The organism is Bartonella silvatica, from assembly GCF_040545155.1.
In the GTDB taxonomy this organism is placed as follows: Bacteria; Pseudomonadota; Alphaproteobacteria; order Rhizobiales; family Rhizobiaceae; genus Bartonella; species Bartonella silvatica.
In genome coordinates, this window is record NZ_JBEPLI010000010.1 from 26,587 (window position 1) to 49,222 (window position 22,636).

The window sequence follows — 22,636 nt, forward strand, 5'->3', positions numbered from 1 at the left end:
TTTGTAGTATAATGTTTTCTACTTCAATATTCTCTCAAGCTTCATATTAAGTACTTAGATATCTTTTTACATTTTTTACTGATGAGGATTACGATTATATTGTTTAAAAAGATGCCCATGTTCAGCCCATAAAACAAGAACTATGGCGATGAGACTAAGAAATAAGAATCCTGCCGCATTAGGGGTAGTCGTTCCATTAAATTGTTGTGCAATAAAAAAACTAAGTCCTGCACCAATAGATGTTTGTAGAAAGCCGGATACAGAAGATGCTGTTCCAGCAACTTCTCCTACGGATTCGAGAGCAAGTGTATTAAAATTAGCCATAATTCCCCCGCAAGCAAACATGAGTATACAAAATAAAAGCATGTAGAGAGGAAATGGCATAATGCCACGAGTCAAGATAGCTCCGATAAACCAAATACATGAAGTGATACTAAACAGTAAAAGCATAGTATGTGCAATACGTCGCATACCAAGGCGTCCAACAAGGTGAGAATTAAAGAATGAAGATAGAATTTGAAATGCTGCACCGATAGCGAAGACAATAGGAAACCAGAGACCTAGGTCATAGATTCCTTCATATGTTTGTTGTGATGTATTCACAGAAGTGAAAATGCAGCCTAAAATGATGGAAGTTGCAAGTGTGTAACAAAGTGTTGTCCGATTGGTTATGACAAACCACAAATTATATTTGACTGAAGAAAAAGAGAGAGAACGTTGTGTATGAAGAGTTTCAGGTAAGCGCAATTGAATCCAAATCATCAGTCCAAAACCGATCATTGCCATAAATATAAAAATCAATTTCCAATGTCCAAGCAGTAAAATAATTTGTCCTGTTGCAGGACCAATCATTGGTGCAATCAGAAAAATCATCATAACAATAGACATAACTTCTGCCATTTTTCGACCACTATAGAGATCGCGTATAACGGAGACTGTAAGCACGCGCATGGCAGCTCCTCCCATTCCTTGTAGGATACGCAAAATAAGCAGCATAAAAAAATTAGATACAAAAACACAGCCAATTGCCGCAAATGAATAAAGTGCAAGACCAATAAGAATAATTTTCCGCCGTCCATAACGATCGCTTATCGGACCAAAAAATATTTGCGTGATACCATAGCTAAAAAGGTAACTAGAAATAATATAATGTTGATCATTTTCATTGATAGCGTGTAGGCTATTTAAAATGTCAGGCATGGCTGGCAGCATAATGTCAACAGCTATAGAATTGATAGCCATAAGGGAACCAATAAGCATAACAAACTCTTTATAGCCAATTCTTTTTCTTATCGCATCACTATGCGCTTGTTCGTCAATTGAATATGACATACCGCTTCCTTGAATAAAAACTCTGACTAAAAACAGCCTTAAAAGAGTCTGGATAAAATGAAAGATATTCTACAATTTATTGCAGGAAATATTTTTTTCCTTCAGCAGTTCTTGTAGTTCATTGCTTTGAAACATCTCTTTCACAATATCACAACCACCAATAAACTCACCTTTGATATAAAGTTGTGGAATCGTTGGCCAATTTGAGTAGTCTTTAATTCCTTGACGCAATTCATTAGAACTTAGAATATTGATCCCTTTATAATCTAATCCTAAATAGTCAAGAATTTGAACAACTTGTCCTGAAAATCCGCATTGAGGAGCAGCAGGTGTTCCTTTCATGAATAAAACGACATCATTTGTTGTAATTTCGTTGTCAATAAAATCATGAACAATGGTCATCTCTATCTCTCGATCTTTCAGATTTTTTTAGCGCATATTTGTATCTATTGCTACTTTTAATAGTATTGAATGACTGAATGCAAGAAGAATTTTCTAGATTATTTGGGAATACGCGTTTGCAACATTAACGCATGAAGTTCGTTTCCCATACTGCCTTTAAAAGCCTCATAGACCATTTTATGTTGCTGGACACGGTTTCTGCCGCGAAAACTTTCGGAAATAACTTCTGCAGCATAGTGCTCTCCATCACCAGCAAGATCACGAATTGTCACTATTGCATCAGGAATCGCTTCACGAATAAGTGTTTCAATTTCATGGGCACTCATTGCCATAATTGTTTTCCTTTATTTATTTTTGTAGAATAGCATATAAGTTTAGGAGAGATAAATAATTCTTCATTGTTCACCCATAAATTGCGGAAACCAACTTTCATAGGCTTGTGTGAGTTTGTCCAAGGAAAGAGTTAATATCCCATCTATGGTGAGAGAGTTTCCTTCAACGATACCAAGCTCTGTTAAAGAAATTTTGTTTGTTTGCGCAAATTCTTTAAGTTGGTTAAGGGCATGAGGCTTCACGGCTAAGAGATAACGTGCTTGGTCTTCTCCAAATAGTTCAGCATGGCGTGGTAATTTGTTGCTTAACTTGGCTTTAATTCCTCTTCCTGATTTAATGACCATTTCTGCAAGTGCGATAGCTAATCCTCCGTCAGAAATATCATGAGCGGCATGAACAAAACCATGATGAATAACGTCTCGAATAAACTGTCCATGCTTCTTTTCAAGTTGTAAATCTACATGAGGCGGTGCACCTGTATCAATATTCAAAATATTATGTGCGTAGATTGACTGCCCTAAATGAGAACCGCAATCTCCAATTAAAACAATATGATCTCCATTTTGCATCCCACTGATTGTTACCGTTTTAGACCAATCGGAAAGAAGTCCAACACCAGCGATTGTTGGTGTGGGAGGAATTGCTTCTCCATTGGTTTCATTGTAAAGGGAGACATTTCCTGAAACGATAGGAAAATCAAGAACTCTACAGGCTTCACCTATACCTTTAATAGCGAATACCAATTGTCCCATAATGTCAGCTTTTTCGGGGTTACCAAAATTAAGGTTATCTGTCGCTGCAAGTGGGGTTGCGCCTGTCGTACTGATATTACGCCAACATTCTGCGACGGCTTGTTTTCCTCCTTCATAAGGATCAGCTTCACAATAGCGAGGTGTTACATCGGAAGAAAAGGCAAGGGCACGTTTGTCGTTATTACCGATACGAATGACTCCTGCATCACTTCCTGGACAAACAAGAGTATTTCCTTGAATCAGCGTATCATATTGTTCATAAATCCATCTCCGTGAACTTTGATTAGCAGAGTTTAGTAATGTCAGGAGTGCATCACCAAGATTGTCCACTTCTTCTACTTCCTCTGTTATGAGAGGCGTCTTTTTTACAGGTTCGCTCCAAGGTCGATCATAAACGGGTGCTTCATCCCCAAGGTCTTTAATAGGCAGATTAACGACTTCTTCTCCTTGATGCAGCACACGAAAACGTAAATCATCTGTTGTCTTGCCAATAATAGAAAAATGAAGTCCCCATTTATGAAAAATGGCAGCGGCTTGTTTTTCTAACTCTGGTTTAAGAATCATAAGCATGCGTTCTTGGCTTTCAGAAAGCATCATTTCATAGGCTGTCATGTTGTCTTCTCGAACGGGAACTTTATCAAGATCCAGTTCTATTCCTAAATTCCCTTTTGCACCCATTTCAACAGAAGAAGATGTTAGTCCTGCTGCTCCCATATCTTGAATAGCAACAACAGCTCCCAATTCCATCAGTTCTAAACATGCCTCAAGCAGGCATTTTTCTGTAAAAGGATCTCCTACTTGAACAGTAGGGCGCTTTTCACGAATTGAATCATCAAATTCGCTAGAAGCCATTGTTGCCCCACCGACACCATCACGTCCTGTTTTGGCACCAAGATAAACAACAGGAAGTCCCACTCCTTGTGCCTTGGAGTAAAAAAGACGTTCTGTCTTTGCAATACCAGCAACAAAAGCGTTAACAAGGATATTACCGTTATAGCGTTTATTAAAATTGACTTCCCCACCAACAGTTGGAACACCAAAGGCATTACCATAGCCACCGATTCCAGCAACAACGCCAGAAACAAGATGACGTGTTCGAGGGTGATCAGGGGCGCCAAACCGTAACGCATTCATAGCAGCAACAGGGCGAGCACCCATTGTAAAAACATCACGTAAGATACCACCAACACCTGTTGCAGCACCTTGATAAGGTTCGATATAGGAAGGATGGTTATGGCTTTCCATTTTAAAAACGACACATTGCCCCTCACCAATATCTACAACGCCAGCATTTTCACCGGGGCCTTGAATAACACATTTTCCTTCTGTCGGAAGTGTTTTAAGCCACTTTTTAGAGGATTTATAGGAACAATGTTCGTTCCACATAGCAGAAAAAATTCCCAGCTCAGTAAATGTTGGCTCTCTTCCAATGAGAGTTAGAATATGTTGATACTCATCACTTTTTAAGCCATGTTGTGTAATCAGTTCTGGTGTAATAGCAATGTTATTGCAAGACTTCATAAGTGTTTTATCCATCAAATTAATTGAATTTTAGAATCTTTATTGTTTTAGATATAGCAATTTAGGTCATAAGTGATTTTGTTATTCCATAAAGCAAAGCCTCATAACTCTTAATGGGTATGGTGGATGTGTTTTTGCTCTCTTCAAAAATTGAAAACGATCCTTGAATAAATCTGTGTTTGTTGAGAAAAATACTATCCATTATGTCAGTCAAGCGTTAATTCGCAGAGGCATTGCGTAAGAGGTAATACAGGCTCTATTTTTAAAATGGGTAAGGAGCATAACAGTTTTTTGTTATTATCCATTTGCTAATCCTAAAGCACTTTTAAAAAGTAAACAACCATCAGTCCCACCATGTGCTGGCTCAATAAAGTTTTCAGGATGAGGCATCATACCAAGAATATTACCAGTTTTATTAATGATAGCGGCAATATCATTTATCGATCCATTAGGATTTGTACTTTTTGTATAGCGAAAAACAATTTGTTCATTGTCTTCCATTTGCTTTAACGTTTCATTGTCAACGAAGTAATTTCCATCATGATGTGCAACAGGACAACGAATGATTTGTCCTTTAGAGTAGTACCGAGAAAATTTTGTATTCGCATTAGTTACTTCGAGCTTTATTTCACGACAAACAAATTTTAATGAAGCATTACGCATTAAAGTCCCGGGCAACAAACCAGCTTCCAGCAGAATTTGAAATCCATTACAGATACCAATTATTGTAACGCCTTTTTGTGCCTTTTCATGAACAGCTTGTAAAACGGGTGTGCGTGCGCCAATAGCACCGCATCTTAAGTAATCCCCATAAGAAAAACCACCAGGAATAACAATAACATCTACATTTGGAATGGTTGTCTCTGTTTGCCAAATTTTTAATGGCTCAACACCTGTTATATAATGCAACGCTGCAATCATATCCCGATCGCGATTAAGTCCAGGTAACTGAATGATAGCAGTTTTCATGAAGAGCTCCGTTTAAAGAAGTTCTATAGTGTAATTTTCAATGACAGTATTTGCCAATAACTCTTCACACATTTGTTCGAGTTTTTGTTTTGCAGTTTCAGAAGGTTGATCATCGAGCACAATATCAAAAACTTTTCCTTGACGAATAGAGTGAATACCTGTGAATGCTAGACTTTTCAAAGCACCGGCAATCGCTTCTCCTTGCGGGTCCAGGACGCTGTTTTTTAAAGTAACTATAACGCGTGCTTTCATTATTTTTTTCCTGTTATTAGAATTCCTCTTTGTGAAAAGATGCGCTTAACACTATAAATAAAGGAAGATGACATAGAGTCTCCTTATTGTTTATTTGACTAAAACGGGACCACTTGGCCGTGGAGGTTCATTTTCATTGATGATACCAAGACGTTTTGCAACCTCTTGATAAGCGTTAATCAGTCCTCCTAAGTCACAGCGGAAGCGGTCTTTATCCATTTTTTCTTGTGTTTGCATATCCCATAGTCTGGCAGAATCAGGTGAAATTTCATCGGCAAGAACAATGCGCATTGTTTCATCTTCCCACAAGCGACCAAACTCCATTTTAAAGTCAATGAGTTGAATGTTGACACCTGCAAAAAGCCCAGAAAGAAAATCATTGATGCGAATTGAAAGTTGCATAATATCTTCTATTTCTTGTGGAACCGCCCACCCGAAAGCAGTGATATGCTCTTCCGTTACCATTGGATCATCAAGAGAATCATTTTTATAATAAAACTCAATGATAGCTTGAGAAAGAGGCGTTCCTTCTTCTAATCCTAAGCGCTTAGAGAGAGAGCCTGCCGCAACATTACGAACAACAACTTCTAGTGGAATAATTTCAACAGCTTTAATAAGTTGCTCACGCATATTGATACGCTTGATGAAATGTGTGGGGATCCCCAAACGGCTGAGATTGCTGAAAATATGTTCAGAAATACGGTTATTTAAAACCCCTTTTCCATCAATAATTTCATGTTTTTTTGCATTAAAGGCCGTTGCATCATCTTTAAAAAACTGAATATAGGTCCCTGGTTCAGGTCCTTCATATAAAATTTTGGCCTTGCCTTCATAAATACGGTGGCGACGATTCATCATAATTCTCTGTTTATTTGAGAGGTCTTAAATAACACTGATTAAGTGATACTACCCTAATTGGTAGAAATTCTCAATGATTGCTATAACATTTCTTACAATTATGGATGAAATTTTTCTGAGAGCAACAATACGGAAAAAGACGTTCTATAAATTGAATCATAAATCAACAATAAAATACCAAAAATACTCTGAAATATTAGGTTTTATAATATGATCATGTTTTTTAAATTATTATGAATATTGATAATTTTTATTATCATATTATTCAAAATAAATAAGTATATATTATTGTAAAAAACTACTTATGAAATAAAAACTGATAATGAAGAACATTATTTAATTGAAGTCTTATTTTTTATTAAAGCTCTATAAAGGGGGATAAACTGCATGAAAATAAATGAGGATGAAGACGCTATCTCCGTCCTTTTAAGTTAGATTTTTGCTAAAAAATGGGAGAGAACCATCAGTCCTTCAGGCCAAGGCCCGTGTCCAGACTCTTCATTGATATGACCAGACTGACCTGCATCAACGAAAAGTGCATTCCAATCATTTGCAAGTTTTTCTGCTACTGAAAATTGACAAAATTCATCATTTCGACTGGCTATAACAACAGAAGGAAAAAGCAATTTTCTTCTGTTATATGGACCGAATGTCATTAAATGTTTAGGACGTATTTTTTCATTGGTTACATCTGGAGGTGCGACAAGAAAAGCGCCACAGATTTTTTCTGGATACTGTAATGTTGCGTGGAGAGCCGTGGGGACCCCCAATGAATGAGCAATAATTACAACGGGTTTTTGAGCTTGTGCGATGGCAATTTTAACCTCATTAACCCATTCTTCATAAACAGGTTTTGACCAATGGGCTTGTTTAATGCGGCGAGCTGTAGACAGTTTTTTTTCCCATCGCGTTTGCCAATGATCAGGACCAGCACCTTTGTAGCCAGGAACAATAAGAATATCGAGTTGATTTACTTTCATAAATTATTTTCTCATTACAAGAGTTTTTTAACTATGGTTGGAAGAGGATATTTTATTATTTTCCAAAAACGCGTTTAAAAATCGTATTGACATGTTTTGTATGATAAGAAAGATTAAATTTCTCGCGAATCTCTGCTTCATTTAGGGTATTTGTAACATCTTTGTCATTGAGCAATTCCTCTAAAAAGTCTTTTCCTTGCTCCCAAACCTTCATCGCATTTCGTTGCACAATCCGATAAGAATCTTCACGACTCATTCCAGCTTGTGTAAGTGCTAAAAGCACTCGTTGTGAATGAACAAGACCTCTGAATCTATTGAGGTTTTTCTGCATATTATCTGGATAGATAATTAAATTCTCAACAACAGATGTGAGGCGAGCAAGAGCAAAATCAAGTGTTATGGTTGCGTCAGGAGCAATATAACGCTCAACAGATGAATGAGAAATATCACGTTCATGCCAAAGTGCTACATTTTCCATGGCAGGTATTGCAAATGCACGCACCATACGCGCTAATCCCGTTAAATTTTCAGTCAAAACTGGATTACGTTTATGCGGCATGGCAGAAGAACCTTTTTGCCCAGGAGAAAAGTGCTCTTCTGCTTCTAAAACTTCTGTTCGTTGTAAATGGCGTATTTCTACAGCTAATCTTTCAATAGACGAAGCAATAACACCAAGTGTGGCAAAAAACATAGCATGACGATCACGTGGTATAATTTGAGTGGAAACAGGTTCAGCATGCAAGCCTAATGCTTTTGCTACATGTTCTTCAACACGTGGATCAATATTGGCAAAAGTCCCTACAGCTCCTGAAATAGCACAAGTAGAAATTTCTTCACGTGCTGCAAGAAGACGCTTACGACACCGAAAAAATTCAGCATACGCAAGAGCAAATTTGATTCCGAATGTTGTTGGCTCAGCATGAATGCCATGACTTCGGCCAATTGTGATTGTTTCTTTATGTTCAAAAGCACGTTTTTTTAAGACCTGAAGAAGTTGATCCAAATCTTTGAGCAAAATATCACTAGCGCGCATCAATTGAATATTAAGTGTTGTATCTAAAATATCTGATGATGTCATACCTTGGTGAATAAAACGAGCTTCTGGTCCGATGAACTCAGCTAAGTGCGTTAGAAATGCTATAACATCATGCTTAGTAATCGCCTCAATTTCATTAATGCGGTTGACATTAAACTCGGCTGTTCTTCCCTTTTCCCAAATGACTTTTGCTGCTTCTTTTGGAATAATTCCTAATTTAGCCAAGGCATCACAAGCATGTGCTTCAATTTCAAACCAAATACGATATTTTGTTTTTGGAGACCAAATTGTTACCATTTCGGGGCGGGAATAACGTTCTATCATAATTTTTTCCTTATTGTGAAAAAGTAGCGGCTTGGCGCAACGCATTAATACGCGTTTTGTAAAGCGCTTTATTTCCATTTTTATAAATTGCAGAACCTGCGACAAATACATTTGCACCAGCTTTAGCCGCTACACCAATTGTATCAACTGTGATACCACCATCAACTTCAAGATCAATAGGTCTATCAGCAATTATGCTTTTAACACGTTTGATTTTATTTTCCATTTCTGGAATGAAGCTTTGTCCACCAAAACCAGGATTAACTGCCATAATGAGGATAAGATCTAATTGATCAAGTAGATACTCAACTACTGTTTCTGGTGTGCTGGGATTAATTGCAATGCCTGCTTTTTTTCCCATTGCTTTGATTATTTGCAGAGAACGATGAAGATGAGGACTAGCTTCAGCGTGAATGGTGATTATATCTGAACCAGCTTTTGCAAAAGCTTCAAGATAAAGATCGACAGGTGAGATCATTAAGTGGACATCGAATATTGCTTTGGTTAAAGGGCGAAGTGCTTTAACAATATCAGGGCCAAAAGTGATGTTAGGAACAAAGTGACCATCCATGATATCAAGATGAAGCCAATCTGCACCGGAATCCATAACATCCAATACTTCTTGTCCAAGTTTAGAAAAGTCAGCAGCCAAAAGCGAAGGTGAAATGAGGTGAGAATGGGGCATTAAAATCTCCTTGATTGGCTTTTTTATCATGTCGTTGTGTATACTAAAATATCTTTTGTGTTATGAAGTAAAAGAAAAATATGTATCACAAATCTTTTTATGGGAAGATAACTTGAAACTTCAGAGTTGTATAAGTGAAGAATATGCCAAATCGTACAACGTATTTAATGTCTAAATTTCAACATAATATTCCTGTTTCTTCGCAGCAGTATAGAGATGCAATGAGTCGTTTTGCAGGAGCTGTACATATTGTGACAACGGATGGTATTAAGGGAAAGAGAGGGGTGACGGTTTCAGCCTGTTGTTCTTTGTCTGATGATCCTCCGACTCTGCTTGTCTGTCTTATGCGACATAATCTCAAGAATCGGTTATTTATCGAAAATGGGAGCTTTTGTGTTAATAGTTTGGCAGGAAAACATCGTTTATTGGCAGATGTTTTTTCTAGGCGTCGCAATTATGCACAGAATGAATGTTTTGACGTAGCGCAATGGGACGTTATGCAAACCGGTGCCCCAAGTCTTTCAGACGCTGTTGCATCTTTTGATTGTCGTTTGGTTTGTTCGCATGAACATACAACACATTATATTTTGATTGGTGAAGTTGTTGCTATCAACTGCAATCAAGAAAAAGATGCTTTGATATATTTGAAACGTGAATATCGCACTCTCTCCTTATAAGGATTTTTGTTTTTTGCATATTTTTGCATATGAGTACGATTGATTGATGTATTAGAAGTATAATCTCATCACTGGGTGGAAATAATGCCGTATGATATAAGATATCCACATTTCTTTCTTATATAGATTTGTAAATATAATTGGAAGGAAGATTGAACAGTGATTATGTCAAGAGAATACATGTTTTGCAAAAAAGTAGCTAGAAACCTAAGCAGAGGTCTTAAATGCATTGCAGAGAAGAAGGAAAAAGCATTTTACACTTGTGTTGATGGGTGTTGCACAATATATAGTCCGCACATACCATATAGGGAGATTTTATGGCATGAGCAAAGAGATTGATAGTCAATATCGTCCTAGTGAAGATGAGCCTTTTATGAATGAGCGGCAAAAGGCATATTTCCGTGCTAAATTGCTTTCTTGGAAGGATGATATATTGAGAGAAGCACGTGAGACTTTAGAAAACTTACAGGAAGAAAACGTAGGTCAACCTGATTTAACAGATAGAGCATCTTGCGAAACTGACCGTACAACCGAATTACGTGCTCGTGATCGTCAAAGAAAACTCATTTTAAAAATAGATGCTGCTTTGGAGCGTATTAATAATGGCACTTATGGTTTTTGCGAGGAAACTGGCGAACCTATTAGTCTTAAACGTCTTGAAGCACGACCAATTGCTATTTTATCATTAGAGGCACAAGAACGCCATGAACGAAGAGAAAGAGTTTATCGCGACGATTAAAATTGACTTTTAATGGTAGAAAATGAAGCATTCGACTTCTGATGATATGTTTCATTTATCCTGGGCTGGAATAAACAAAGATGGTTCTTGTCGTCCTTCAATTTCAGCAGTGATTGCTGAGTCTTCCACCTTTTTATTCATAGAAAGAATAGGGGCGCCTTCTTGTGTGTGCTCATTTTTATGTGCAGGAGAAGATCTTTTTTCTATAATCTCAGTGTTTTTGTTGGTTTTTGTTGTTAATGTTGGCTGTGTTTCTCTCTTTTGTGTGGTAGCGCTGATATTGGATTCTACAACAATATCTGTTAGCCCACCAATAAGAAGCAAATGCTCTTTATCATCACAACCGACTAAAATAAGGCGACGATTGCGATCGAGAGTGATTGTTTCACGTAGAGTTAATCGTGATGGACACTTTTTCCGACTAAAACCCATTCTTCCTCTATTTAAGCGACGCAAAAAAAGGATAATCGTGGTAATAGCTATGAGTGTTATTATGCAAAATGCAAAGCTTATGGTTATATTAGCGGCTGATGCGCCTATTTGGTTTGATAACCAGATATACATAGAGTTCCTCTCATCTTAGAATGGAAATGGTTATTTTTTATTGAGATAATTTTGCAAACATACCTCTGACTTATTTAATAATATAAAAGAAAAGATTTTTTAACAATTGAGTGATTTTTTCTTGGGGAGATATTATCATGCTATATACTTTATAACAATAATTATGCAGGAAACTTGTGACATAAGAAACAGCTATTAGCAAGGCAAGTAGAGATGAATAAAGATTTTGAGAATAGTAAAAGATCATCTTCTTCTATATATCGAAAAGAGATGATTTTTAGTATTATTTTTATAATAATTTGTCTATTTATCGTAGCAATTCTCAATTTTTTTTATCCTCAAAGCTATTCGCAAAAAGTTGAATTCGTATCTTTGGTGGCTTTAGCAATTATAGGGGTTGCTGTACTTGTTCTTCTTGGAATGGGTATTTTAAGATATAATGGCGCACCGTTGCATGAAAATCTCGACCTTAGCATCTTTAATAGTAGCAATGATGCCATCATAGTTTCTGATTTATCTGGTTTTGTCTATTATTCTAACCACACTTATCAAAAAGTTTTGACCTATAAGCCTGAATCTTCTTGTTATGTTGTTATTGCAAGCCTTCCGGGAGCTAGGGCACTTTCGTATCGTTTAAAGGTTGCTGCGTGTCATCATCTTGCAGCACAAGAAGAATTAAGAGTAGAGCAGTCAATTTTTGCATATAGTGCACAAAAAACACCTGTTTGGTATAATATCTCTGTTCAACCCATCACAAATCGAGGAAAAAAGCTTTTATTTTGGCGCATTAGTGATATTTCCCATTTGCAAGAATCTCATGAGGTTCTTTTCTCAAATCTTAAAGAAGCTATCAATCATTTGGATCAAGCTCCTTTTGGTTTTGTATCCGTTAACACACAAGGAACTATTCTTTATGCAAATGCAGTTTTTGCTGAATGGTTTTCAATTGATTTGGCAAATTTTACTGTTGGTCAATATTATTTTGATAAATTATTTGATAACTTTGAGGAAAATAGTACGTGGAATGATATTTGTTTACAAAACAACAAATATCAAAATTCAGGTTATTCTTCTCCTTACAAATTTTCACTATATTTAAATTCAAAAACTGACGCTAAGAAAATATTGAGCTGTTTTATGTGCGCTTCTTTTGTAGAGGATGAAGCCATTTATCGTATTGTGATCATTCCACAGCAAATATCAGAGGAAGTGGAGGAGGATCAATTAAGTTTTCCCAATATATTCACAGAATATTTTGATGCGAGTCCATTTGCAATCGCTGTGGTGGAGCAGGGTGGACGCTTGCTCCATATGAATAGTGTCTTTTCATCGCTTATGGGGTGTGTAGACAAAACAATTAATCTTTATGATGTTATATCTCATCGTGATCGTGTACAGTTAGAGCGGGCATTTCAAAAAATTACGACAAATAAAAGTTGTACAGTTTCCATAGAAACTGTTTTAAAAAATAATGAAGAATGTCATCTGCGTCTCCATATTATGTCAATAAAATCATATTATGATGATCTCTTACAAAACTTTGCTCTCATTTCTGTCATAGAGATAACAGAACAAAAAACGCTTGAAGATAAAATGATACACAGCCAAAAAATGCAAGCGGTAGGACAATTGGCTGGTGGTATCGCGCATGATTTTAATAATGTTCTAACGGCAATTTTGATGTCATGCGATCTTCTTTTAAATACACATCGCAGTTCAGATCCCGCTTATGCTGATCTTATCAATATTAAAAATAACGCTAATCGTGCAGCTGCTCTTGTGCAACAATTATTAGCTTTTTCAAGAAAACAGACACTTCGTCCTGAACAGGTTGATTTTACTGACTTTTTATCAGATATCCGCAATCTTCTTTTACCCCTTTTAGGTAATAAAATTCAATTAAAAATTATTTATGGAAGAGATTTATGGAATGTTGAAATTGATCAAGCATCATTTCAGCGTGTGATTATGAATTTGGTTATTAATGCACGTGATGCCATGCCAGATGGTGGCATTATCACAATTGCAACAAATAATATTACAAAACAACAAAGTGCTGAATTTGATCATGTTGGTTTTGGAATTGGTGAGTATGTGCAATTGACTATTTCAGATACAGGAACAGGTATATCACCTGCTATACAAGAAAAAATGTTTGAACCATTCTTTACAACAAAGGAAGTCGGAAAAGGGACTGGACTGGGCTTATCAATGGTTTATGGAATTATCAAACAAACTGGAGGATATATTTATTGTGATAGCAAAGAAATGGAAGGCACAACATTTCATATTTTTCTTCCTCGTTATATTCCGCATAATAACAGAGAATCTTTACTCCAAATTGAAACAACTGAAGAAAAAGAGAAAAATACAGATTTAACTGGATCGGCAACTGTTTTGTTGGTTGAAGATGAAGATGCTGTTAGAATGGGTGGAGTAAGAGCACTTCAGATGAGAGGATATACCGTTTTAGAGGCAGCAAGTGGAGTAGAAGCTCTGGCCATTCTTGAAGAAAATAAGGGCGATATTAATATTATTGTTTCCGATGTGGTGATGCCAGAAATGGATGGCCCAACGCTCCTCAAAGAGGTTCGCAAAAACTATCCTGATATCAAATTTATTTTTGTTTCTGGGTACGCAAAAGATGCATTTGCGAAGAATCTTCCACAAGATGCTGTTTTTGGTTTTTTATCTAAGCCATTTACACTCAAACAGTTAGCTCTAACAGTTAAAGAAACACTAGAACAATAAAATAAAAAGTTGCTTCTTTTTTAAGCTAGCTTAGATAAAAAAGTAAATGCATTTTCAAAACAAAGTATTGCAACTCAGAAAATCTGTAAATCACATAAGCAACTTGAGAATCTATTTTTAGAAATTAAAAATACGGCAGGTTTGGTATAAGATATGTGCGAAAAGGACAAATTATTAATATTTCATAGAGTTTAAAATATATCTATTAAAGTTAGACTTTAAATTCAGTATTTTTATTATTGATATGCTTAGAAAGATAAAAGTTGTTGTTGCGTATCTATGATTTTATTATTGCCTTCAATAAAGATTTTTACAGCCTCAGGATAGAGTTTATGCTCAACTTCCAAGACTTTTTGTGCCAAACTGTCAACTGTATCGTTTGGGTAAACAGGAACCGCTGCTTGAGCAAGAATTCTTCCTGCATCCATGTCTTCTGTAACAAGATGAACAGTGCAACCAGTGATTTTAACGCCTGATTGCAAAACTCTTTCATGCGTATTTAAACCTTTAAATGAAGGTAAAAGAGAAGGGTGGATGTTTAAAATTTTCCCTTCATAAAGTTTTACAAAATGCGGCGAAATGAGACGCATATAGCCAGCAAAGCAAAGAAGATCAGGCTGATATTTTTCTAAAACCATAAAGATCGATTCTTCGTGTGCTTCTGTTGTAGGATAATTTTTTCGATCAACAATATGAACAGGCAAGTTATTGTTACGTGCTTTTTCAATGCCGGCAGCATGTGGTTTGTCACAAATGACTGCAACAATTTCAGCAGGATATTCTTTTTTTTTGCTGGCTTTGGCAAGTGCAACCATGTTCGATCCATTGCCAGAAATAAAAATAACAATCTTTTTTTTCATAAGTGAAGTGTACCTTTATAAAGTATACCTTTATCTTGGCGTTTTGTTAAAAATCCAAGATGCGTAACATTTTCTCCTTGTACTTCAAGAGCTTGTGTAATTTTTTGAACCGCGTTTTGTGCAACGATAACAACCATGCCAATGCCACAATTGAATGTCCGTAGCATTTCAGTTTCTTCAATTCTGCCTTCTTTGGCAATCCATGAAAAAACGGAGGGAACTTGAATAGCAGAAAGATTAATTTCAGCGCAGAGAGAAGATGGGAGTATCCGTGGAATATTTTCAAGAAAACCTCCACCTGTAATATGGGCAAGCGCTTTGATTCCTTCATAACTTCTCATGGTGGGGAGGAGCGATTTTATATAAATGCGTGTTGGTGTGAGGAGTGCTCTACCAAGGCTGATTTCAGGATTAAAAGGAGCAACAGCATCCCACTTTAGGTGACTTTGTTGAACGATTTTTCTGATAAGAGAAAAGCCATTAGAGTGAACTCCAGATGCGTTGAGACCTAAAATAACATCACCTTCTGTAAGATCTTTTGAAGGGAGCAGGGCATTACGTTCACATGCACCTACAGCAAAGCCTGCTAAATCATAGTCTCCTTCTGCATACATACCTGGCATCTCTGCAGTCTCCCCCCCAATAAGGGCAGCACCTGCTTGTTTACATCCTTCTGCAATACCAGAAACAATTGCAGCCCCTTGTTCGGGATTAAGCTTACCAGTTGCAAAATAATCAAGAAAAAAGAGAGGCTCAGCACCTTGTACAAGTAAATCATTGACACACATAGCGACAAGATCAATGCCCACAGTGTCATGAATACCGACTTCAATAGCAATCCTCAATTTTGTTCCCACACCATCATTGGCAGCCACGAGAATGGGATCTGTGAAACCTGCTGCTTTTAAATCAAAGAGCCCACCAAACCCACCAATTTCTGCATCTGCTCCTGCTCGTTTTGTTGAACGTATGAAAGGTTTGATTTTTTCTACCATGGCATTGCCCATATCAATACTAACACCGGCTTTTGCGTAGGTAAGATTAGACTTTGGTTTATTATTTGTAATATCTTGATTGCTCATTGGAGCCTTCCTTATGGAAAATCAGGTTTTAATATTATGCAATGCCATGATAGAGTGATCTCTGCAAGAGATATTGATATTTACCACTGAAGAAACTAAGTAATTTTTTAGTCTATTTTGAAGAAGTTTATCGTTTTTGTGAAGAGTTTTTAGGATATTTTATGAGCAAGATATCAAATAATCATGAACAATCTTCTTGGAAGATTATGAAAAAGAAAGTTGGTGAGAATAAATCTCATGATCGCTATAAGACTTATGTCCCCGCTTATGCTCAAGTCCCGTTACCAAATAATATGAAAAGGCAAATTTTTTTCTGGCTTGGCACATCAGTCTTTTTCATTATTTTTATGTTCACTTTTGGATCCATTTTACTGCCTTTTGTTGCAGGAATTGTATTAGCTTACTTTCTTAATCCTATTGTTCAATTCTTTGAAAAAATTGGTATTCATCGTGTTTTAGCTACAATCCTTATTACCTTGTTTATTATCATTGTGTTGGTTGCTGCTTTGATTATTTTAATTCCTATTATTAGTTGGCAAATACAGCAATTTGTGAGTGATGGTTTACCTATTTATATTAATCGTATTCAAGCCTTTTTTATTGAACATGATTTTGATTGGGTCAGACGCTATTTTGGTAGTGATCCTAATGAATTGCGAAGTAGCATTAAGGGACTATTGGGAGAAGGTTCTGACTTCATTACGTCTCTTTTGAATTCACTTTTGAAATCAGGAAAATCTATTGTTAATCTTGTTAGTCTATTTGTTGTGGCACCTGTCGTGGCATTTTACATGTTGTTAGATTGGCCACGTATGGTTGCAGCAATTGATTCGTTAATACCGCGAGATCATCTCGAAACTGTTCGTAGTATTTTTCACGAAATGGATAGAGCAATTGCTGGTTTTGTTCGTGGACAGGGAACAGTTTGTTTAATATTGGGAGGATATTATGCTATTGGTCTAACGATTACAGGACTTAATTTTGGCCTTTTGATTGGTATGTTTATTGGTCTTATTAGCTTTGTTCCTTATATTGGCACAATGAGTGGTTTTGTACTCTCTGTTGGTGTTGCTTGGGTTCAGTTCTACCCCAACAATTGGGGATGGATCGTTGTTGTTATGGCACTTTTTTTAATTGGTCAATTTATTGAGGGGTATATTTTGCAACCAAAACTGGTGGGATCATCAGTGGGATTGCATCCCGTTTGGTTGATGTTTGCACTTTTCGCTTTTTCTTCACTTTTTGGTTTCACTGGTATGCTTGTAGCCGTTCCTGCTGCTGCGGCTGTTGGTGTTTTAGTTCGTTTTGCTCTTCATACTTATCTTAATTCTCAAATGTATTCGCAAAATGGAAACTCGGAGCCGCGAGAATGAATCGGCGTGAAACGCAATTACCTTTAAACTTTGCTCATAATTCAGCTTTCCGATTTGATGATTTAGTGGTGACGGAAAGCAATCGTATGGCTTTTCAGCTTATTGATCGTTGGCCTCATTGGGCTTTACCGATTGCCGTTTTGGTTGGAAAAAAAGGATCTGGAAAAACACATTTTTCTAGCGTGTGGGCGCAAAAAGCTGAAGCTCTGACTATTCATCATAATGAAATTGACCAAGCTGTTGCTGTCGCTGCTTCAGGAAGATCATTGTTAATTGAAAACATTGATGTGGAAAAAATCAGCGAGAGAGGGCTTTTTCATCTTATTAACAATGTTAAGCAGGCAAATCTTGATGTACGTCAAGCAACTTTGCTGATAACTGCACATACAGTACCTTCAGCATGGAATTTAAAGTTAAGTGACCTTAAAAGTCGTCTTAATTCGGTTATGTTGGTTACGATTCATCAGCCAGATGATGCATTATTAACGGCTGTTGCTTTTAAACTTTTTTCTGATAAACAGATTATGGTTCACCCAGATATTGTTTATTACCTTGTACGTCGTTGTGAACGTTCTTTATTCTCATTGAAGCGTGTTATTGATTCTATTGATCGGTTAACATTACAAAGAAAAAGCAAAATAACACGTGCTGTCATTAATGAAGTCCTTAATATGCAAACACAGTGAATATTTTCTGTTGTTGCTTAAAGGGCTCAATAAAAACTGTTCATATGCTATCATTATTAATGTCAGATAAAATACCTCTATTTCAATTTTCTACTTTTTAAATATCTGTCTAAAGTGAATAAAAAGATATATTTTTCCTTATTTTTTACGTGATAGCACTTTTATGATTCATGTATTATTTAATTAATTTTAAAGTCTTTAATCTGTACAAGCAGATTTAACTATTCGTGATTTTAGAAAAAGATTTTTTCTTATTTATGTTAATAAACAATATCATTGGGTGGAAAAAAAGTTTTAAAAGCCATTTTGGGTAAAAAAATATAATAAAATTTAAAAAAAATGCGTTTTTCTCTTGCACTTCTGTTCCGAAAATTTTAGGGAATATGCATAAGATCAATGTCATTAGCGGAGCGTAGCGCAGTCTGGTAGCGCACCTGATTTGGGATCAGGGGGTCGTAGGTTCGAATCCTATCGCTCCGACCATATTTATTTTTGTATAAGGGAGTGGTTTGTTTAAGGGGGAACTGTTATCATTCAAACGTTGTTTTATACGAGGAAAGATAAACATGGTTGCACGTATTTATAATCCTGCAAAGACAGCTATGCAGTCAGGAAGAGGAAATACTAGTTTTTGGATTTTGCAATATGAACCGTTACAGGCAAAAATTATTGAGCCCCTTATGGGATATACCGCGACGTCTGATATGAATAGTCAGATAAAAATCCGGTTTTACAGTGAAGAGGAGGCTGTCGCTTTTGCGCGTAGGAATGCTATCCCTTATCGTGTAGAAAAAACACGTAAATCAATTCGGCGTGCTGTGTCTTATTCTGATAACTTTCGCACTGATCGGCAACAGCCTTGGACTCATTGAGTTAAGGATGTTATTGAAAATGAAAAAAAACAGTCCATTGGTCCCGTAGCTCAGCTGGATAGAGCAACGGCCTTCTAAGCCGTGGGTCACAGGTTCGAATCCTGTCGGGATCACCATATTTATATAATATATACAAAGGTTTAGAAATTTTGGCTATTTGGTTCTTTTAGCTTGATTTATTTATTCTCAATCTTGTTGAGGTTTTCTATTGCGAGCTGTTTTCTCATTCGCTGTTTTGATATAAAGCAATGCCAATTTATTTTCTATTCAGCCTAAAAGTATCTTCAATTGCAAAATAGGATGTCCAATCTTTTGTTAAGAGAAAGTTAACTCTCTGAGTATGAATTTATCAATGATTGTTCAAGGTGGAGGGTGAATTTTTACAGGCGTTGCAACGCTATTCTCATCCTTTTATGAGGATCTATTTGCATTCTAGATAAAACCTCAGTGAGGCATTTCAATGTTTCTCGCTCTACATTCAAAGTCTCTCAGGAACGTAGAGAGCTTTGCATTTTTTATATTTAGAGTATTTAATTTTTTTTGAGCAAGTGGCGAAGTAAAAATTTTATGCCGTTTCTTACCGTGAGCTACAATTTAATCGTCTCGAGTTTGTAGCTTTATTAAAAGTGATTTACCGGATTTTTTATCAAGTTACCATTAAACATTTAGACTGATCTGGATGACGTTATGATCAATCAAAGACCTTATTTTACCTTGATCTGTTTTGTTGGGATGTAGAAGATTACTATGGAAAGGATTCATTTTAAACAGAAGGATTATCAGAGGATAGCCACGCTTGTTACCCAAATAAAGGAAAAGTTTTTTCTGCCTTTCAATGAGAGATCACAGATTCGACAAACTTTTAGCCTGCTTTTCTTCAAAGAGTACAGCATATTTTAACCATGCGGTTCAAAGAATTCACTTCTGGATAAGAATAAAGATTATAAATTGCTTTGTTTAGAAGAAAAGACAAAGATATCTTGAAAGGATTTTTATAAATAATTCTTGAAAAGGCTTCCACGATTCTAAAAAATAAATTGGTTGCAAAGACCAGTGTTAAATTATGCATAACTCTCCGGTAGTCACATTGGGCTTGGTAGCAGTTTATGGTGTGACTAATCAACTTTTGTCTTTTTACTTTAGCACTTATCATTTCTGGTGGACATTGGGGGTATACAGGTTGGCTCTCATATGACACCGAATGTGATAATAAATCAAATATGCCAGAGACAACTCTGTTTTCTCTTTATTTCACAAGACAGGAGTCAAACATTTATTCCATACGCAAAAAACATCCAAACTTGAAATTTATAAAAGCACATAATTTTTGAATAACATTCAAAATATATTAGACCTTTTTAAACTTTTATAAAAAATGCAAAATCACTACTATTTTTAAAGACATCCCTTAAAATAAAAAAATCACTTTATTACTTTCTATCTTCTATACAAAAGGTATATTACAAATTAGTAATGTTTACTTTTTACAACATTCTACGCAAAACATTATCTTTTTTAGGGGAGGGAAGAAATGTTATACATATAAAGCGAAATAACCTTTAATTATCCAAATAATTCACGAAAAACAAAGCTCTCCTTCATGTTTTAAGAGGGTCTTTAACGCGCGCGCGATTATTATTTTCATCGAGAATAACTTCCTGTGCAACAAAAAAATCTGCACAGAGAATGTATTGTTGCAAAAAACAACATGGTTAAATCTCCACACTTAAACCGGAGAGGATAACTTTTTTCTCAAATTTAAATATCTTACAATTTTATAAATACAAAAAATGAATTTTTTCTTAACTTTCTACAAGTTCGACAAAAAGATCTCTCACATCTTACCAAGATGTGAGAGATCTTTTTTACATTTTTTCAATATACGCAACTCTTTTTATGATGTTTTTTTTGGAAAAATCGAGTTTGTCTAAAGCTCCGATCATTCAAAATATTTTTGATTTAATCGCTAATTATTTCTTATTGCGATTTCATCAAAACTCAAAAGAACTCCTTTGCTTATCATAATAATTTTGAGCATCGCTTCTAAATTTTTCACCGCAAAATGCAATTTTTAAAATATATTTTTTCAAGGGGATTTTATGAAACAGTTACTATATGCTAAATCATTTATACATAGTTTAAACTTTTTTAGTTTAATTTTTCGGTCATTTTCCATTAAAGTTTTGGCCGTAACTTCTGTTCTTGTCGCAGCTTTGTCGAGTGTTACTCTCGTACGTTCTGAGGCGGCTGCTCTAGAGCATGATAATATTAATAAAGACACGAGTGCTCTCCGGAAAGAGGCAAATAAAAGATCAAAGGAAAATAAACAACTATTTGATCTTATTAAACCAGTAACCACTGTTCTTGATAGGAATTCGATTGCTTCTAATGTCTACAAGATTGCTTTAAATGTAAGTAATCCAGTTTTGTTAAGTAGTCGTGCTCGTTTTATTTCGACTGTTCCTTCGACACAAACTTTGACTCCTTCAGCGTCTAATTTACCTCCTATGGCGCGCACTTTTAATTGGGGGATTGCTGGTTATGATCCTGTAACAGGGCCACAGTCCGTACAAACCAATCCAACTTGGAAAAATACGATAGGTCGACTATTTTTGGCTGATGGTGTAATAAATTCCAAACAGGGTTACAGGAATTGCAGCTGGTTTGAATGATACAGATGCTGTGAATGTTGCTCAGTTGAAGGCATTACAAGGTAAAAATGATACATTGTCATGGGATCAAAACTTCCATGCATTTTCAGCAATGCGCAAAGGTGAGCACAGCAAAATTGCTTTTCTCGCTCCTGGAATTATTTCGTCAAAATCATCTGAGGCTATAAATAGCGCACAAATCTATTCTCTAAGAAATGAGATTATGAGTTACTTTGGTCGCGAATCTGGCTATGATCAGAATGGAAACTGGAGGGCAGCGTTTTTTAAGGTTAAAGTTTTTAAAGACGATGGTTTTGAAGACAAAAGAACTTATACGGATGTTGCCAGCGCCTTTGACGCCGTTAATGATGCTTTCACGGGTTTTGAAAATAAAATTAACAAAAAATTCATGAAGCCATCACTCATATAGCTGGTGGTGTAGACAATAGTCTCATTAAGTATGATCAAGCGAGTGGTCGTATCGCGGTTGGTGGCTTAGTACCTGGATATGAAATCAATATTGCTAATACCTTTGGTGGAGCCCGTATACTTTCAGGTATAAAAAATGGAACGCTTGCAGCAGAATCGACAGATGCAGTGAATGGCTCCCAACTTTATTCAATGTATGAACAGTTTTCCGGTTATTTTGGTGGCGGCGCTGGTTATGATCATCAAGGAAATTGGCAAACCCCAAACTTTAAGGTTAAAATCTTTAACGATGATGGCAGCGAAAAAATGCAAAGCTATACAAATGTTGCAGACGTTTTTGATGGCATGAATGTTGCTTTCACGAGTTTTGAGAATAAAGTTAATCATCAAATTACCCAAAAAGTTAATGATGTGGTTGCTAATATAGTTGGTGGTGATAGTCTTGTTCAATATGATCAAAAAAAGCACCGTATTACCATTGGTTCTGCAGTAAAAAAGGATCCTTTCT

21 protein-coding genes, 2 tRNA genes and 1 pseudogene are annotated in these 22,636 nt (G+C 36.1%); 11 read left to right on the forward strand and 13 right to left on the reverse strand.

Annotated features, from left to right (window positions below; all coding sequences use genetic code 11):
• Nucleotides 1-75: 75 nt before the first annotated feature.
• From ABID23_RS05020 to rpe, 10 genes are all read right to left on the reverse strand, one after another.
• The gene (locus tag ABID23_RS05020) at nucleotides 76-1,332 is read right to left on the reverse strand and encodes a multidrug effflux MFS transporter (protein ID WP_354189940.1); all 1,257 of its coding nucleotides are present in this window, start codon (nucleotides 1,330-1,332) and stop codon (nucleotides 76-78) included.
• Nucleotides 1,333-1,401: 69 nt separating this feature from the next.
• Nucleotides 1,402-1,734: a Grx4 family monothiol glutaredoxin gene (grxD, locus tag ABID23_RS05025; RefSeq protein ID WP_354189941.1), complete on the reverse strand. Its 333-nt coding sequence runs from the start codon at nucleotides 1,732-1,734 to the stop codon at nucleotides 1,402-1,404.
• A 98-nt stretch (nucleotides 1,735-1,832) separates the two neighbouring features.
• Complete coding sequence (locus tag ABID23_RS05030; protein WP_354189943.1) at nucleotides 1,833-2,066, reverse strand: BolA/IbaG family iron-sulfur metabolism protein; 234 nt, start codon at nucleotides 2,064-2,066, stop codon at nucleotides 1,833-1,835.
• 63 nt (nucleotides 2,067-2,129) lie between these two features.
• On the reverse strand, nucleotides 2,130-4,340 hold the full coding sequence (gene purL, locus ABID23_RS05035) for a phosphoribosylformylglycinamidine synthase subunit PurL (protein ID WP_354189945.1): 2,211 nt from the start codon (nucleotides 4,338-4,340) through the stop codon (nucleotides 2,130-2,132).
• A 297-nt stretch (nucleotides 4,341-4,637) separates the two neighbouring features.
• Nucleotides 4,638-5,309, reverse strand: coding sequence for a phosphoribosylformylglycinamidine synthase subunit PurQ (purQ, locus tag ABID23_RS05040; protein ID WP_354189947.1), 672 nt, complete (start codon nucleotides 5,307-5,309; stop codon nucleotides 4,638-4,640).
• A gap of 12 nt (nucleotides 5,310-5,321) precedes the next feature.
• Nucleotides 5,322-5,561, reverse strand: a complete 240-nt coding sequence (gene purS, locus ABID23_RS05045; RefSeq protein WP_354189949.1) for a phosphoribosylformylglycinamidine synthase subunit PurS — start codon at nucleotides 5,559-5,561, stop codon at nucleotides 5,322-5,324.
• Nucleotides 5,562-5,651: 90 nt separating this feature from the next.
• Entirely contained in the window at nucleotides 5,652-6,416 is a 765-nt protein-coding gene (gene purC, locus ABID23_RS05050; protein ID WP_354189994.1) for a phosphoribosylaminoimidazolesuccinocarboxamide synthase, read from the reverse strand.
• 434 nt (nucleotides 6,417-6,850) lie between these two features.
• Entirely contained in the window at nucleotides 6,851-7,399 is a 549-nt protein-coding gene (locus ABID23_RS05055; protein WP_354189951.1) for an RBBP9/YdeN family alpha/beta hydrolase, read from the reverse strand.
• Nucleotides 7,400-7,454: 55 nt separating this feature from the next.
• The gene (purB, locus tag ABID23_RS05060; protein ID WP_354189954.1) at nucleotides 7,455-8,759 is read right to left on the reverse strand and encodes an adenylosuccinate lyase; all 1,305 of its coding nucleotides are present in this window, start codon (nucleotides 8,757-8,759) and stop codon (nucleotides 7,455-7,457) included.
• 10 nt (nucleotides 8,760-8,769) lie between these two features.
• Nucleotides 8,770-9,444, reverse strand: coding sequence for a ribulose-phosphate 3-epimerase (rpe, locus tag ABID23_RS05065; protein WP_354189956.1), 675 nt, complete (start codon nucleotides 9,442-9,444; stop codon nucleotides 8,770-8,772).
• Nucleotides 9,445-9,587: 143 nt separating this feature from the next.
• Here rpe and ABID23_RS05070 point away from each other — a divergent pair, with 143 nt between their 5' ends.
• Entirely contained in the window at nucleotides 9,588-10,121 is a 534-nt protein-coding gene (locus tag ABID23_RS05070; protein WP_354189958.1) for a flavin reductase, read from the forward strand.
• A 322-nt stretch (nucleotides 10,122-10,443) separates the two neighbouring features.
• A complete protein-coding gene (dksA, locus tag ABID23_RS05075; RefSeq protein WP_354189960.1) occupies nucleotides 10,444-10,860 on the forward strand; it encodes an RNA polymerase-binding protein DksA in 417 nt (138 codons plus the stop codon).
• Nucleotides 10,861-10,911: 51 nt separating this feature from the next.
• On the opposite strand, the gene ABID23_RS05080 is transcribed toward dksA, so the two are convergent.
• Complete coding sequence (locus tag ABID23_RS05080) at nucleotides 10,912-11,424, reverse strand: hypothetical protein (RefSeq protein WP_354189962.1); 513 nt, start codon at nucleotides 11,422-11,424, stop codon at nucleotides 10,912-10,914.
• A 213-nt stretch (nucleotides 11,425-11,637) separates the two neighbouring features.
• Between ABID23_RS05080 and ABID23_RS05085 the strand changes: the two genes are divergently transcribed.
• Nucleotides 11,638-14,175, forward strand: a complete 2,538-nt coding sequence (locus tag ABID23_RS05085; RefSeq protein ID WP_354189964.1) for a response regulator — start codon at nucleotides 11,638-11,640, stop codon at nucleotides 14,173-14,175.
• A gap of 248 nt (nucleotides 14,176-14,423) precedes the next feature.
• Here ABID23_RS05085 and purN read toward each other — a convergent pair whose 3' ends face one another.
• Together purN and purM are read right to left on the reverse strand one after the other, a co-directional pair.
• A complete protein-coding gene (gene purN / locus ABID23_RS05090) occupies nucleotides 14,424-15,035 on the reverse strand; it encodes a phosphoribosylglycinamide formyltransferase (protein ID WP_354189966.1) in 612 nt (203 codons plus the stop codon).
• Entirely contained in the window at nucleotides 15,032-16,117 is a 1,086-nt protein-coding gene (purM, locus tag ABID23_RS05095) for a phosphoribosylformylglycinamidine cyclo-ligase (protein WP_354189968.1), read from the reverse strand. The genes purN and purM overlap by 4 nt, the downstream gene beginning before the upstream one ends.
• Nucleotides 16,118-16,278: 161 nt before the next feature.
• Here purM and ABID23_RS05100 point away from each other — a divergent pair, with 161 nt between their 5' ends.
• From ABID23_RS05100 to ABID23_RS05135, 8 genes and pseudogenes are all read left to right on the forward strand, one after another.
• Nucleotides 16,279-17,490, forward strand: a complete 1,212-nt coding sequence (locus tag ABID23_RS05100) for an AI-2E family transporter (protein WP_354189970.1) — start codon at nucleotides 16,279-16,281, stop codon at nucleotides 17,488-17,490.
• Entirely contained in the window at nucleotides 17,487-18,176 is a 690-nt protein-coding gene (gene hdaA / locus ABID23_RS05105; protein WP_354189972.1) for a DnaA regulatory inactivator HdaA, read from the forward strand. Before ABID23_RS05100 ends, hdaA begins: the two co-directional genes overlap by 4 nt.
• Nucleotides 18,177-18,582: 406 nt before the next feature.
• Nucleotides 18,583-18,659 (forward strand) — tRNA-Pro (locus ABID23_RS05110).
• Between the two features lie 83 nt (nucleotides 18,660-18,742).
• A complete protein-coding gene (locus ABID23_RS05115; protein ID WP_354189974.1) occupies nucleotides 18,743-19,048 on the forward strand; it encodes an ETC complex I subunit in 306 nt (101 codons plus the stop codon).
• 39 nt (nucleotides 19,049-19,087) lie between these two features.
• Nucleotides 19,088-19,164, forward strand: a tRNA-Arg gene (locus ABID23_RS05120).
• A gap of 1,983 nt (nucleotides 19,165-21,147) precedes the next feature.
• Nucleotides 21,148-21,720 (forward strand): hypothetical protein, encoded by a 573-nt coding sequence (locus ABID23_RS05125; RefSeq protein ID WP_354189976.1) that lies wholly within the window; start codon nucleotides 21,148-21,150, stop codon nucleotides 21,718-21,720.
• Nucleotides 21,713-22,129, forward strand: a complete 417-nt coding sequence (locus ABID23_RS05130; protein ID WP_354189978.1) for a hypothetical protein — start codon at nucleotides 21,713-21,715, stop codon at nucleotides 22,127-22,129. The genes ABID23_RS05125 and ABID23_RS05130 overlap by 8 nt, the downstream gene beginning before the upstream one ends.
• A 128-nt stretch (nucleotides 22,130-22,257) precedes the next feature.
• Nucleotides 22,258-22,350: pseudogene (locus ABID23_RS05135) on the forward strand (hypothetical protein); the annotation flags it as partial.
• Nucleotides 22,351-22,636: the final 286 nt, after the last annotated feature.

Coding starts and splice junctions, on each gene's coding strand:
- ABID23_RS05020 (WP_354189940.1), bottom strand. CDS start 1,332: ATGTCATATTCAATTGACGAACAAGCGCATAGTGATGCGATAAGAAAA.
- grxD (WP_354189941.1), bottom strand. CDS start 1,734: ATGACCATTGTTCATGATTTTATTGACAACGAAATTACAACAAATGAT.
- ABID23_RS05030 (WP_354189943.1), bottom strand. CDS start 2,066: ATGGCAATGAGTGCCCATGAAATTGAAACACTTATTCGTGAAGCGATT.
- purL (WP_354189945.1), bottom strand. CDS start 4,340: ATGAAGTCTTGCAATAACATTGCTATTACACCAGAACTGATTACACAA.
- purQ (WP_354189947.1), bottom strand. CDS start 5,309: ATGAAAACTGCTATCATTCAGTTACCTGGACTTAATCGCGATCGGGAT.
- purS (WP_354189949.1), bottom strand. CDS start 5,561: ATGAAAGCACGCGTTATAGTTACTTTAAAAAACAGCGTCCTGGACCCG.
- purC (WP_354189994.1), bottom strand. CDS start 6,416: ATGAATCGTCGCCACCGTATTTATGAAGGCAAGGCCAAAATTTTATAT.
- ABID23_RS05055 (WP_354189951.1), bottom strand. CDS start 7,399: ATGAAAGTAAATCAACTCGATATTCTTATTGTTCCTGGCTACAAAGGT.
- purB (WP_354189954.1), bottom strand. CDS start 8,759: ATGATAGAACGTTATTCCCGCCCCGAAATGGTAACAATTTGGTCTCCA.
- rpe (WP_354189956.1), bottom strand. CDS start 9,444: ATGCCCCATTCTCACCTCATTTCACCTTCGCTTTTGGCTGCTGACTTT.
- ABID23_RS05070 (WP_354189958.1), top strand. CDS start 9,588: ATGCCAAATCGTACAACGTATTTAATGTCTAAATTTCAACATAATATT.
- dksA (WP_354189960.1), top strand. CDS start 10,444: ATGAGCAAAGAGATTGATAGTCAATATCGTCCTAGTGAAGATGAGCCT.
- ABID23_RS05080 (WP_354189962.1), bottom strand. CDS start 11,424: ATGTATATCTGGTTATCAAACCAAATAGGCGCATCAGCCGCTAATATA.
- ABID23_RS05085 (WP_354189964.1), top strand. CDS start 11,638: ATGAATAAAGATTTTGAGAATAGTAAAAGATCATCTTCTTCTATATAT.
- purN (WP_354189966.1), bottom strand. CDS start 15,035: ATGAAAAAAAAGATTGTTATTTTTATTTCTGGCAATGGATCGAACATG.
- purM (WP_354189968.1), bottom strand. CDS start 16,117: ATGAGCAATCAAGATATTACAAATAATAAACCAAAGTCTAATCTTACC.
- ABID23_RS05100 (WP_354189970.1), top strand. CDS start 16,279: ATGAGCAAGATATCAAATAATCATGAACAATCTTCTTGGAAGATTATG.
- hdaA (WP_354189972.1), top strand. CDS start 17,487: ATGAATCGGCGTGAAACGCAATTACCTTTAAACTTTGCTCATAATTCA.
- ABID23_RS05115 (WP_354189974.1), top strand. CDS start 18,743: ATGGTTGCACGTATTTATAATCCTGCAAAGACAGCTATGCAGTCAGGA.
- ABID23_RS05125 (WP_354189976.1), top strand. CDS start 21,148: ATGAAACAGTTACTATATGCTAAATCATTTATACATAGTTTAAACTTT.